This window comes from Streptomyces marincola, assembly GCF_020410765.1.
GTDB classification, from domain to species: Bacteria; Actinomycetota; Actinomycetes; order Streptomycetales; family Streptomycetaceae; genus Streptomyces; species Streptomyces marincola.
The window spans coordinates 3,685,728-3,698,581 of record NZ_CP084541.1 but is presented as its reverse complement, the minus strand read 5'-3'; the positions used below and the strand labels follow the sequence as shown (position 1 = coordinate 3,698,581).

The 12,854-nt window shown below is 71.5% G+C and carries 10 protein-coding genes and 1 tRNA gene; 4 read left to right on the top strand and 7 right to left on the bottom strand.

What is annotated here, in order from left to right; genetic code table 11:
- Nucleotides 1–30 precede the first annotated feature (30 nt).
- From LC193_RS16095 to LC193_RS16080, 4 genes are all read right to left on the bottom strand, one after another.
- A complete protein-coding gene (locus LC193_RS16095; RefSeq protein WP_226074958.1) occupies nucleotides 31–855 on the bottom strand; it encodes a helix-turn-helix transcriptional regulator in 825 nt (274 codons plus the stop codon).
- A 262-nt stretch (nucleotides 856–1,117) separates the two neighbouring features.
- On the bottom strand, nucleotides 1,118–1,912 hold the full coding sequence (locus LC193_RS16090; RefSeq protein ID WP_226074956.1) for a hypothetical protein: 795 nt from the start codon (nucleotides 1,910–1,912) through the stop codon (nucleotides 1,118–1,120).
- Nucleotides 1,913–1,915: 3 nt separating this feature from the next.
- Complete coding sequence (locus tag LC193_RS16085; protein WP_226074954.1) at nucleotides 1,916–2,638, bottom strand: hypothetical protein; 723 nt, start codon at nucleotides 2,636–2,638, stop codon at nucleotides 1,916–1,918.
- A 249-nt stretch (nucleotides 2,639–2,887) separates the two neighbouring features.
- Nucleotides 2,888–3,943: a hypothetical protein gene (locus tag LC193_RS16080; protein ID WP_226074952.1), complete on the bottom strand. Its 1,056-nt coding sequence runs from the start codon at nucleotides 3,941–3,943 to the stop codon at nucleotides 2,888–2,890.
- Between the two features lie 237 nt (nucleotides 3,944–4,180).
- On the opposite strand from LC193_RS16080, the gene LC193_RS16075 reads away from it, so the two are divergent.
- On the top strand, nucleotides 4,181–4,357 hold the full coding sequence (locus LC193_RS16075) for a hypothetical protein (protein ID WP_226074950.1): 177 nt from the start codon (nucleotides 4,181–4,183) through the stop codon (nucleotides 4,355–4,357).
- Between the two features lie 61 nt (nucleotides 4,358–4,418).
- On the opposite strand, the gene LC193_RS16070 is transcribed toward LC193_RS16075, so the two are convergent.
- A complete protein-coding gene (locus LC193_RS16070; RefSeq protein ID WP_404819421.1) occupies nucleotides 4,419–5,417 on the bottom strand; it encodes an ABC transporter permease in 999 nt (332 codons plus the stop codon).
- Nucleotides 5,418–5,488: 71 nt separating this feature from the next.
- Between LC193_RS16070 and hrpA the strand changes: the two genes are divergently transcribed.
- Complete coding sequence (gene hrpA / locus LC193_RS16065) at nucleotides 5,489–9,472, top strand: ATP-dependent RNA helicase HrpA (protein ID WP_226074946.1); 3,984 nt, start codon at nucleotides 5,489–5,491, stop codon at nucleotides 9,470–9,472.
- A 60-nt stretch (nucleotides 9,473–9,532) separates the two neighbouring features.
- Nucleotides 9,533–9,607, top strand: a tRNA-Asp gene (locus LC193_RS16060).
- Nucleotides 9,608–10,043: 436 nt separating this feature from the next.
- On the opposite strand, the gene bldC is transcribed toward LC193_RS16060, so the two are convergent.
- Both bldC and LC193_RS16050 read right to left on the bottom strand, forming a co-directional pair.
- Nucleotides 10,044–10,250 carry a developmental transcriptional regulator BldC gene (gene bldC / locus LC193_RS16055; protein WP_019431930.1) on the bottom strand — a complete coding sequence of 69 codons (207 nt, stop codon included), beginning with the start codon at nucleotides 10,248–10,250 and terminating at the stop codon, nucleotides 10,044–10,046.
- 397 nt (nucleotides 10,251–10,647) lie between these two features.
- Nucleotides 10,648–11,490, bottom strand: coding sequence for a hypothetical protein (locus LC193_RS16050; RefSeq protein WP_226074945.1), 843 nt, complete (start codon nucleotides 11,488–11,490; stop codon nucleotides 10,648–10,650).
- 154 nt (nucleotides 11,491–11,644) lie between these two features.
- On the opposite strand from LC193_RS16050, the gene LC193_RS16045 reads away from it, so the two are divergent.
- Nucleotides 11,645–12,838, top strand: coding sequence for a Leu/Phe/Val dehydrogenase (locus LC193_RS16045; RefSeq protein ID WP_404819420.1), 1,194 nt, complete (start codon nucleotides 11,645–11,647; stop codon nucleotides 12,836–12,838).
- Nucleotides 12,839–12,854: the final 16 nt, after the last annotated feature.

Sequence of the window (12,854 nt, the reverse complement as noted above, 5' to 3'; positions counted from 1 at the left end):
GCACCGCCGCGTTCAGCCGAACCGCCGCGTTCAGCCGATGAGACGGGACTCCTCCGCGAGGGCCTCCAGCCGTTCCGACGTGTCCGTACCGGGCAAGGGGTTGTGCAGAACGACGCGGTGCCCGGGGTGGTCGGAGAGGGGCAGCGCGGTGTACTCGAAGATCAGTTCCCCGCCCCGCGGGTGGGTGATGGTCTTCCTGCCCTGCGCCGCCTCCGTGACCTCGTGCCGCGCCCACAGCCGCGCGAACTCCGCGCTGAGCGAGACGAGTTCGTTCACCAGCCGGGGGAACACCGGATCGTCCGGGTGCCGGGCGGCGTCCGCGCGGAAGCGGGCGACGATGCCCGGCGCCGCCTCCTCCCAGTGGGTGAAGGCGGCGCGGTAGCGGCGGCTGGTGAAGAACGCCACCAGGCAGTTGTGATCCTCGGGGCCGAGACCGAAGATCTCGCGCGCCGCGGCGTTGGTGGCCGCGAGGCCCCAGTGCCGGTCGAGGATGTACGCCGGGCGGGGCAGCCAGGCGTCGAGCACGCGGTGCAGCTCCGCGCCGGGAGCGGCGGGGGAGGCGGCCTCGGGGGCCGGCGGGTTGAGGCCGGCCAGCCGGTGCAGGTAGGCGCGCTCGTGGGCGTCGAGCCGCAGCGCCCAGCCGATCGCGTCCAGCACCTGCGCCGAGACCCTGATGTCGCGCCCCTGTTCCAGCCACGTGTACCAGGAGACGCCGACCCCGGCGAGCACCGCCACCTCCTCCCGCCGCAGCCCCGGGGTGCGGCGCCGCCCCGCGTCCGGCAGACCGACGTCGCCGGGGGAGAGCCGGGCCCTGCGGGTCCTCAGGAAGTCACGGAGCTGCTCTCTGCGGTCCATGGCTTCAGGGTAAGCACCGCGCCGCGACCGAACCCGCGGTAGATCGTGCCGTCCGCGGCGCTGCCGACGAAGTAGTGTCCGGTCGCGGGGTCGAGGGCCGGCCCTGTGGGGAAGGCGCGGTCCCCGGGGAGGACGTAGCGGTCGGGGGCCCCGGGCGACGCGGTGGCGGCCGTCGGGGCGAGGGTCTGCCCACGCAGCCGCCGTTCCGCATACCGGTCGACTCCCAACAACCCCGGCGACTTCCTCCGCGCGGAGAGCCCCGTCAGACAGCCTGCGCCGGCACACCGATGATCTGGCTGATATCGTCTTTCGCCCGGGCAGCACTGAGGTCAACCGTGTGGGCGAACTTATTGAGCAATTCCAACTGGCGTTCTGCCTGGGGCGGGCAATCGGCGCCTGAGTAGAGAGCGACGAAATTCCCGATACCACGCTGTTTCTCGACAGCCTCGATCCGGTACAGAAGATCATTGACCGACTGCACCAGTCGCTTACCTGGGCGGCTCAGGCTCACCCGATCCATCAGAGTGGTCCGCCCCGCCGCGTACCGGTAATCGAACGTCAGCAGTTGCGGGACGTCGCGAACCTTCACCTGGTAATCCACGTTTCGGTCGATCCCATGGCCGGGCGGAAAAGCCAACTGCTTGAAGGTATCTTCCGCGAGCGCGACGAGAGGCTGCGCTTGCGGGACGTCCAGCGACACAAGGGCCGTGAAGAGCTCGTCGGCGAGCGCTTGAGGCGTTTTCTCGATTTCCGCGTCCAGAATGGGGCCACGGCGTTCGATCAGGTAACTCTCGCCCACGCGCTTCGACAGCGACTCGACTCTCGCGTCGAGATTGCCCCGTGCAGCTTCCTTGCGAATGAAACGCACCCAGGCCCGGTACGTGTCGATCCCGCTCACACGCTTGCCAATGCGCTGGCCGTTGATGGAGCCGTCGGGACGCTGACCGAGGAAGTGACTACCCACACCCCGATCGGCAGTGACCACGACACCGACATTCACCGGCTCGTTGCGGAAAACATCATCGACGTACTTGACGAGGAACCAACTACCGTTCATGGATCACTCACCTCCTTCGGAATCCAGCGTCCAGGCGGCAACTCCCGTGAACTCCGGATACGACTCCTCGATGAATCGGCCCACGTTGAGCTGACGGTACTCAAGGAAGTCTACGAGCGCGTCGGCCTCAAGGCGAGAGAGCAGACCCGCGTCCACGCAGACCCACGCCATCCTGCTCAACTCGGCATGCGTGATGGACTGTGCGCGATCGATCCATGACACGAAGTGTTCCATCGTGTTCATATGTGGAATCAATTCATGGTGTCTGACCCTGCGCTCTCGCGCTTCCTTCAGCGACTCGACGCCCCCTCCCGGAGGGCAGGCGCCGAACAAGGCCTGGTCGTGATCGAACGCGGCCACACCGAGAGTGGGCATATAGGCAAGGTTGCCATCGTGCCGGTCCGTGTTCGAGATCCACTGGTCGAGCACCACGATGCCGGTCGCCTCCCACGGGCGGTCGACCGCGAGTTCCTCGAAGTCGGCCGGCGGGGGGCGCTTCCCCTGCTCGCCGAACCCAAGTGAAAGGAATCCCCACTCAGCGCCGAGTTTGGTCAGAATGCCCGGCGGCACGGGCACTCCCAGCGCCATACCCACGGCTGTGGCGACGTAGTCGTTCACCACACAGTACGGGGAATTCGCATCGGCGGGGCGCGCGTAGGCTGCGAGGCGCGCCAGGAGAACGCCACCCGAAGAACCTTCCACCAGAGCCCCCAGGTCGACCTGCATCGCCTGGAATCCGAGACCGCTCGCGGGTGGTCGGGGCCTACTGCTCACACGCTCCTCCGGCCTCGTCGCGGCTGTGCCCGCGCGCCGCGAGGCAGCGGCTGACCGTGAAGGGCACCGGAAGGCGATCCTATCCACCCCACGGCTCGCCTCAGCTGGTGATGCACACGTGCTCCACGCTTCGAAAGAACGGTCGGGTCCGCTGCGAAGCTCAGGCCAACGCCCCGGAGAGCACCATGCGGACTCCCGCCCTCAGCCCAGTGGTTTCGACCAGCGGCCCAGGGTCGCCGTTTTGCGCAGGACGCGTTCGACGACCTCGTGGGCCGGTCGCGCCAACGCGTGGGGCAGCACCCGCACCTTGTCGGAGAACAGCCTCTCCGCCGGGTCGTAGCCGCGCCACGTGCCGTTCTCCCTGCGTTCCTTGGGCCTGACGACCTCGATCAGCCCGTACGCCTCAAGCGCCCGGCCGGTGTCGCGGACGTCCCTCGACAGCCCGAAGGCGCCGGCCCGCTCCCGCCACGAGGCGACGGCGAAGCCGGAGCCGGGCCCGTTGCCCAGGGCCCGCCACATCATCCAGGCGGCGATCTCGCTCTTCGTCAGCACCTGCACCCAGCCGCGCGTGAAGAATTCGGCCGGGACGTCCACGCACTCCTCGTCGGCGAGCGGGACGCGGTAGCCCGCGGCCCCCGCGGCCGTGCTCCTGCCGTCCTCGGCGAGCAGCCCGAAGCCCTCGTACCTGTTCCTCGTGCCCGGCCGCCCGATGTCGGCCAGGCCGCGCCGCGCCAGCAGGTCGAGCGCCGAGCGGAACTGCCGCAGCTTGTTGCTCGTGTAACCGGACGCCTGCGTCGTCTCGCCGCCGGGCCGCGCCGCCACGGCCACCAGGTCGAGCCAGGTCAGCGGCGCGTCGCCGGTCCTGCCCAGCGGGATGGTGTTGCGCCAGGGCAGCCCCGGACGCGCCTGGCACTGGGCCGCGAACAGCGCCACGAGGTGGAAGCGCATTGCCACTCCCTGCGACACCAGCAGCCGCGCCAGCGGCGGCTGCGCGTCGCTCGGCGGGCGCCTGCGCTCGTCCGGGGCGGGCACGGGACCGGCGGCGGGGTCCTCGGCGGCGAGGCCGGGACCGCCCGGCCCGCCGTCCGGCAGGTCCTCGTTGCGAACGTAACGCCGCCTGAGGCGCACCGCCGACAGGCCGGTCCCCTCCTCCCGGAGCCGTTCCGCCGCGGCCAGCACGTCCGGCAGCCCCCGTTCCCGCACCAGGCCGCGCAGCGCGTCGGCGCGCCGGCCCGCCCGTTCCTGTTCCTGCGTCATCGCGCACCGCCCGCCCCCGTCGCAACGACGTCTTGGTCCGCCTCTCCATAAGAGCGCGCGCACGCGCGCGCGTTCTGGACGGACCAAGGCGTCGCACGTGTCCCGCGCCGCCGGCCCGCAGCGTACCCAGAATGGAGGCGTCGCGGTCACCCCCGGGAGCCGCGACGGGGGCGGCGACGCCGGCCAAGCAACCACCGCCCCCGTCCCACGACACCGAACTCACCTCAGGGAGTACCGATGCCCCACCAGCCTACGCAGCGCGGCGCCGACGCCGCCGTCTTCATCGCCGTCCTGTCGCTCGGCGCGGCACTGGTCATGAGCGGAGCCGCAACGGCCCAGGAGGTCGCCGTGCTCGGTTCCGCGCTCGGCGGCCTGTACACCGTCTGGCACCGGCCCCCCGGGCACAGGAGCTGACCCGCGGCACGGCCCGCCCGGACCGCGGAGGCCCGGGCGGGCCGCGCGGGGCCCGGCCGCCTCAGCGCCCGCCGCCCGGGTGGCGGTGCCGCCAGACGGCGAAGACCGCGCAGGACAGGACGGTCCACCCGGCGAGCACCAGGTAGGGGTGCGCGTGCTGGTGGCCGGGGAAGTAGACGGCGGTGTGCTGGGCGTTCACCGACGCGCCCGGCGGGAGCCAGCGGCCGATCGCGCCCAGCACGGACGGCAGCAGCGGCCAGGAGACGGCGCCGCCGGACGAGGGGTTGCCGAGCATGACCATCAGCACCCAGGTGGGCAGGATCGCCCAGCGCCCCACGAGGGTGTTGAACATCGTGAAGATCATTCCGGACGCGAACATCGTGAGCGAGACGATCCCCCACGAGTGGAGGAACGGCAGCTCCACCGCGTCGAGCCCCCAGCTCACCGCCGCGACCACCGCGAACCCGCCGAGCAGCGCGTACGCCGCGGTCGCCAGGACGCGCTCCAGGGGCCGCAGGGCGCGCGCGTTGACGCTGAGCTGCACCGCGCCGAGGAACCCGGTGATCACGGCGGCGATCGAGATGTAGAAGAGGGCGAGCCCGCGCGGGTCGCCCGGGTGCAGCGGTTTGAGGTCGCGGACGTCGAGGGGCACGTCCAGGGAGCGGGCCGCGGCGCGGGCGTCGCGGGCCAGCAGCTCGGCGACGGGGGCGCCGGCGGCGCTCGCCACGGCCAGTTCGGTCCTGCCCTCCCGTTCGCGCACGACGGCGAAGACCCGTTGCGCCTCGACGGCTTCCACAGCCTGTGGATAGGTGTCGAAGTGGCGGCGGTCGAGGGACGCGGACAGGCGCTGCCGCAGCGCGCCGAGGAACGCCTCGTCCGGCTCCCCCACGACGGCGACCGGCAGGTGGCGCGGCGTCGGGTTGGCCATGGCGTACGTGTAGGAGCCCGCGAAGAGGCCCGCGGACGCGCTGACGATCAGCACCACGACGAGCGCGGGCAGGTACGGCGAGTGCCGGAGGGTGCGCCAGGGTCCGCTCACCCCGCCACCATATGCGGACATAACGCCCACAACACGCCTGCCCGGATAACGGCTCGCCGCTCCCCCGGCGGAGGTGAGACGCTTGGGTGCGTATGTCTACACACCCCTCCCCCGTATCAGATCTCGCCGAGCGGCTCTCCGGGCTCATGCTGCGCGACGAGCGGCGTCTGGGCAAACGGCTCGACGGCGCCCGCCGCATCCGCAAGCCGGCCGCGCGGGACGCCGTGCTCGCGGAGATCGCCGAGGCCGTCGACGAGGCAGAACGGCGCGTCGCCGCCCGGCGCGCGGCCGTGCCCAGGATCACGTATCCGCAGCAGCTGCCGGTCAGCGGGAAGAAGGACGAGATCCTGGCCGCGATACGCGACCACCAAGTGGTGATCGTGGCCGGGGAGACCGGTTCGGGGAAGACGACGCAGATCCCGAAGATCTGCCTGGAGCTGGGCCGCGGGGTGCGCGGCCTGATCGGCCACACCCAGCCGCGCCGCATCGCGGCGCGCACGGTGGCCCAGCGCGTCGCCGACGAGCTGGGCGGGCGGCTGGGCGACGCGGTCGGCTACAAGGTGCGGTTCACCGACCAGGCGGGGGACGACACGCTGGTCAAGCTGATGACCGACGGCATCCTCCTGGCCGAGGTCCAGCACGACCGCGATCTGCGCCAGTACGACACGATCATCATCGACGAGGCGCACGAACGCAGCCTCAACATCGACTTCCTGCTCGGCTACCTGGCCCAGCTCCTGCCGCGCCGCCCGGACCTGAAGGTGGTCATCACCTCGGCGACGATCGACCCGGAGCGCTTCGCGCGGCACTTCAGGGACCGGGAGGGGCGCGACGCGCCGGTGATCGAGGTCTCGGGGCGCACCTACCCGGTGGAGGTGCGGTACCGGCCCCTGCTCGAAGAGGACAGCGAGGCGCCCGACCGCGACCAGGTCACGGCGATCTGCGACGCCGTCGACGAGCTCCAGGCGGAGGGTCCTGGCGACATCCTGGTCTTCCTCTCCGGCGAACGCGAGATCCGGGACACCGCCGAGGCCCTGGAGAAGCGCAAGCTGCGCATGACGGAGGTGCTGCCGCTGTTCGCGCGGCTGTCCCACGGCGAGCAGCAGCGCGTGTTCCAGCCGCACCCGGGCCGCCGCGTGGTGCTCGCGACGAACGTCGCGGAGACCTCCCTGACCGTTCCCGGCATCAAGTACGTGATCGACCCGGGAACGGCCAGGATCTCCCGGTACAGCCACCGCACGAAGGTGCAGCGCCTCCCGATCGAGCCGGTGTCGCAGGCGAGCGCCAACCAGCGCAAGGGCCGGTGCGGGCGGACCAGCGACGGCATCTGCATCCGGCTGTACGCGGAGGACGACTTCCTGTCCCGGCCGGAGTTCACCGACGCCGAGATCCTGCGCACCAACCTCGCCTCGGTGATCCTCCAGATGAACGCGGCCGGCCTCGGCGACATCGAGCGCTTCCCGTTCATCGATCCGCCCGACCACCGGTCGATCAAGGCCGGTGTGCAGCTGCTTGAGGAGCTGGGCGCGCTCAGCGGCGCGCGGCTGACCGAGACGGGCCGGCGGCTCGCCCAGCTGCCCGTGGACCCGCGGCTGGCCAGGATGGTGCTTGAGGCGGACCGCAACGGGTGCGCGCACGAGGTGATGGTGATCGCCGCGGCGCTGTCCATCCAGGACCCGCGCGAGCGGCCCGCGGACAAGCAGCAGCAGGCGGACGCCAAGCACGCCAGGTTCCGCGAGGGGCCGGCCGAGGAGTCGGACTTCCTCGCGCTGCTCGCGCTGTGGGACTACGTGCGCGAGCAGCAACGGGCCCTGTCCTCCTCGGCGTTCCGGCGGCTGTGCAGGACGGAGTTCCTGAACTACCTGCGCATACGCGAATGGCAGGACATCTATTCACAACTGCGCACGGTGGCGCGCACCTTGCGGATCGAGCTGTCGGAACGCGGCGCGCAGCCCGCGCTCGTCCACCAGTCGCTGCTCGCCGGGCTGCTCTCGCACGTCGGCCTCAAGGACACCGACAAGCACGAGTACCTGGGGGCGCGGGGCACGAAGTTCGCGGTGTTCCCCGGCTCCGCGCTGTTCAAGAAGCCGCCGCGGTGGGTCATGTCGGCCGAACTGGTGGAGACCTCGCGGCTGTGGGCCCGCGTGAACGCGAAGATCGAGCCCGAGTGGATCGAGCCGCTGGCCGGGCACCTGGTGAAGCGGACGTACAGCGAGCCGCACTGGGAGCAGAAGCAGGCGGCGGTGATGGCCTACGAGCGGGTGACGCTGTACGGCGTGCCGATCGTGGCGCAGCGCAAGGTGAACTACGGGCGGATCGACCCCGAGGTGTCCAGGGACCTGTTCATCCGGCACGCGCTGGTCGAGGGCGACTGGCGGACGCGGCACCAGTTCTTCCACGACAACCGCAAGCTGCTCGCGGAGGTCGAGGAGCTCGAACACCGGGCCAGGCGCCGCGACATCCTCGTGGACGACGAGACGCTGTACGACTTCTACGAGCAGCGCGTTCCCGAACACGTCGTGTCCGGCGCCCACTTCGACTCCTGGTGGAAGAAGAAACGCCAGGACGACCCGGATCTGCTCAGCTTCGAGAAGTCGATGCTCATCAACGAGCGGGCCGGGCGGGTCACGAAGGACGACTACCCGGACACGTGGCGGCAGGGGCGTCTCGCGTTCCCCGTGACGTACCAGTTCGAGCCGGGAGCGGACGCGGACGGCGTGACGGTGCACGTGCCGCTCCAGGTGCTGAACCAGGTGACGCCCGAGGGCTTCGACTGGCAGATCCCGGGACTGCGCGAGCAGCTGGTGACGGAGCTGATCAGGTCGCTGCCGAAGCCGATCCGGCGGCACTGCGTCCCCGCGCCCGACGTGGCGCGCGGGTTCCTCGGCGAGACGCCCGAGCCGACGGGCGAGGCGCTGACGGTGGCGCTCGCGCGGTGGCTGACCCGGCTGACGGGCGTGCGGGTGGCGGCCGAGGACTTCGACCAGGAACGCGTTCCCGGGCACCTGCGGATCACGTTCCGCGTGGTGGACGAGCGGCGGCGCGGGCCCGCCAGGGGCGGCCGGGCGGCGGGCCAGGGAGCGCAGGAGGCCCAGGGGGGCCAGGGGGGCCAGGGGGCCAGGGACTCCGAGGACAAGGATCTGGAGGCCCTGCGGCACCGGATGAAGCCGAAGGCGCGGCAGGCGCTCGACCGGGCGTTCGCGGCCACCGCCGAGGGCCTGACGTCGTGGACCGTCGGCACGCTGCCGCGCACGTTCGAGACCCGGCGCGGCGGCCAGCCGGTGAAGGCGTTCCCCGCGCTGGTGGACGAGGGCGCGACGGTGGCGGTGCGGCTGTTCGACAGCGAGGCGGAGCAGCGCCGGGCGATGCGGCTCGGCACGCTGCGCCTGGTGATGCTGAACCTGCCGTCGGACCCGGGGAAGTTCGCGCAGCGGCAGCTGGACAACCAGGCCAAGCTGGCGCTGTCGAGTTCGCCGCACGGGAGCGTGCAGGCGCTGCTGGACGACTGCGCGACGGCGGCGGCCGACCAGCTGATCGCGGCGCACGGCGGCCCGGTGTGGGACGAGGAGGCGTTCCGCAAGCTGTTCGACGCGGTGCGCGCGGACGTGGTGGACCTCACCACGCGGATCGTGCGGCAGGTGCGCGAGGTGCTCGCGGCCTGGCAGGTGTGCCAGCGGCGGCTGGCGACGGTGACGAGCCCGGTGCTGGCGCCTGCGGTGGCGGACGTGCGCGAGCAGCTGGCGGGCCTTGTGCCCGCGGGCTTCGTGACGCGGCACGGCGCGCGCAGGCTGCCGGATCTGCTGCGCTACCTGCTGGCGGCCGACCGGCGGCTCCAGCAACTGCCGCACCAGGCCGAGAAGGACAGGGCCAGGATGGCCAAGGTGCACGAGATGCGCGACGAGTACGCGTGGCTGCTTGAGCAGTTCCCGCCGGGGCGGCCCGTTCCCGAGCAGGCCGCGGAGATCCGCTGGATGATCGAGGAGTTGCGGGTCAGCTACTTCGCGCACGCGCTGGGCACGAAGCAGCCGGTGTCGGACAAGCGCATCCTGAAGGCCATCGACGCGCTGGTGCCGTAGGGGGCGGGAAGCGATTGGCCCGGGGGCGCTGTGCTGGGGTAGAGTCTCGCTCGCACGCACGGTCCTGTGGAGCAGTTTGGAGTGCTCGCCACCCTGTCAAGGTGGAGGCCGCGGGTTCAAATCCCGTCAGGACCGCGGCAGAAGGCCCGGATTCCCCGCAAGGGGGGTCCGGGCCTTCTTCGTTGGGTAGGCGTGGGGTGGGCGCGGGTGATCACCGGACGGCGCCCGGCGCCGGACGCCGCCGGCCGGGCCCCTGGGGCACCGGAACGCCCGGCGGCGGTCGCGGACAGGCGCGGGCGGGGACTTCGGCGGGGACGCAGGCCGCGCACTACCGCAAGATCATCCCGGTGGGCAAGTCACCGAGGGTGTGACGGGAGTCACTGAACTTGATAGCGCGCTGAGCTCGTCCGACCCCGTAGAGACACCCGCCAATTTAATATGTGCAATTGCACGTGGGTTCCGGCGCCGCTCCCGGGCACAAAAAGATCGCGCCGGACCCGGCGGAGTCCGACGCGATCTGGGGTCAAGCGGCCGAGGTGGGGGCCCCGGAGCCTGGGTCGTGCGGTGTTGCTCAGGCCTCGCCACGCTGCTGCGGGATGCCCGCCAGCAGTGCGCGCACCTCCGCTTCGCGGTAGCGGCGGTGCCCACCGAGCGTGCGGATTGACGTGAGCTTGCCCGCCTTTGCCCAGCGTGTGACCGTTTTCGGGTCTACGCGGAACATCGTGGCAACCTCAGCCGGGGTCAGCAGCGGCTCGGCATCAGGGGTGCGAGCGGTCATGAGCGGCCTCCTCGGGAGAACCGAACCATCACGGTTCTTTCCTCTAAATTCTGCACCTTGACCCGCGTTGCCCGAAATGGCGGACGAGGGTCGAGTCGGTTATAGGACGAACGGCTTGTCCTCGGCACTACAACTACACCATCCGTCCAGCCGGGTCGGCCAAACCGATGGAATTGCCCTCTCAGGTGTTCAACCTCGGCGGAAGCCACCGGAGCATGCCATAGCGGACAGTCACTCCGCCGTAACGATCGGTCATCGGGCGATGACTGACCTCACCCGCCGGGCGGGCGTCCGCGGCAGCCCCAAGCTCCTTGTCCTATTTTGACACGAGGGGAGCACTTGTTGGCAAGAGGTCCCGACAGTGCCTTCCATCACGCTTGGGGCATTAGTCCGTAGTTCAGTTGGCGAACTGACGCTCGCGGACCGTCATCCAGCGGTCGGTCAGCTCCTCGTAGAGCCGGCCCGCCCGTTCGAGGTCCCCCGCCGCGAGCGCGGCGAGCCCCTCGGTGACCTCCGCGGCGGAACGGTCCGCCGCGAGCTGGTCCTCGGGAATCGTATAGAGCAATCCGCCGTAGTCCAGTTCGACAAGTGAGCGCGGATGGAACTCCTCAAGCCACCGGCCCACGTCCGTGAGCGCCTCGGCCAGCGGCCCCTGCGCCATCGCCTCGCGCACCGTGCGCAGCCCCCGGGCCACTCTGCGGCGCGCCTGGACCATCGGCGTCCGGTAGCGCAGCACGGGCCCCGCTTCCGGCCCCGCGCCCTCGCCCGCCTTGCGGAAGACCCGTTCCTCGTCCGTGAACAGCGCGAACCAGCGCACCGGAACGTGCCAGAGCGCCGAGCGGATCCACGGCCTCGCGTCCGGGTTCCGCTCCCGCCAGGACTGGTAGTCGGCGGTCGCGCGCCGGCGCACGCCGGGCGGCAGCGCCGCGTCGAGCACCGGTTCGGGCAGCAGCCAGTCGCCCACCTCGCCCAGCGCCTGCCACGAACGCAGCCTGGTCCGCCAGGGGCACACGCACAGCACGCCGTCCACCGTCGTGACGAAGGCGTCGGTGCTCTCCCGGACGGGCGCCGCGCGCGGCGGCCTCGCCACCAGCCCCGCGAGGGCGTGGCGCACCTCGTCCTGGGCGGTCGGCAGCCGCTCGCGCCCGGCGTACTCGGCCCAGTGCGAGCGCTCCGGCTCGGGAAAGGCCGCGAGCGGCTCGTAGACCCGCAGATACGCCGCGTACGGCACGTTCGGCACTCGGCCCTCCCTCTCCTCCGGCCGCCCTCGCGGCGGCCCCTCCCGCGCGGCGCGCGCTCGGGGGCGCGGGCCGCGGAACTCCGCCTCCGATCGTGTCAGGGCGCGCAACCCAGGGCATCCCCGCACCCGGGATCGCCGTAGTCTCGTCCTCACCATGCCCTCCCAACCCAGCGGGGAGCATCCGCACCGACGTACAGGAGTCACCACCGTGACCGACGTAGCCACCGCCCGTGGCGTCGAGCCCATCGCGGAACCGGGCGCGCTCGACATCCTCTTCCGCTCCGCCGAGGGCGGCCACGAAGAGGTCCTGCTGTGCCAGGACCGCGCCACCGGCCTGAAGGCCGTCATCGCCATCCACTCCACGGCCCTGGGCCCCGCCCTGGGCGGCACCCGCTTCCACGCCTACGCGGACGAGTCCGCGCCCGAGGAGGCGGCGCTGCGCGACGCGCTGAACCTCGCGCGCGGCATGTCCTACAAGAACGCCCTCGCCGGCCTGCCGCACGGCGGCGGCAAGGCGGTCATCATCGGCGACCCGGCCAAGGACAAGACCGAGGACCTGCTGCTCGCCTACGGGCGGTTCGTGGCGGGCCTCGGCGGGCGCTACGTCACCGCCTGCGACGTCGGGACCTACGTGGCGGACATGGACGTGGTGGCCCGCGCCTGCCGCTGGACCACGGGCCGCTCGCCCGAGGCGGGCGGGGCCGGGGACTCCTCGGTGCTCACCGCGTACGGCGTCTTCCAGGGCATGCGCGCGAGCGCCGCGCACCGCTGGGGCGCCCCCGAGCTGGCCGGCCGCACGGTCGGCGTGGCGGGTGTGGGCAAGGTGGGGCACCTGCTGGTCGACCTGCTCGTGGAGGCGGGGGCGCGCGTGCTGGTCACCGACGTCAACGCGCAGGCGGTGGCCAAGGTGCTGGCCGCGCACCCGCAGGTCACCGCGGCGGCGTCGACCGAGGAGCTGATCACGGCCGAGGCCCTCGACATCTACGCGCCCTGCGCGCTCGGCGGCGCGCTCGACGACGCGACCGTCTCCGCGCTCACCGCGAGCATCGTGTGCGGCGCGGCGAACAACCAGCTGGCGCACGCCGGCGTGGCCGCCGAGCTGGCCGGGCGCGACATCCTCTACGCCCCCGACTACATGGTGAACTCCGGCGGCGTCATCCAGGTCGCGGACGAGCTCCACGGTTTCGATTTCGCACGTGCGAAGAAGCAGGCAGCAAAGATCTACGACACGGCGCTGGAGATCTTCAGCCACGCGGCGGCCGAGGGCGTGCTGCCCGTCGTCGCCGCCGACCGGATCGCCGAGCGCCGGATGGCGCACGCGGCGAGCACTGAACGTGCGTTTACGTAAGACATGTCACCCCCGC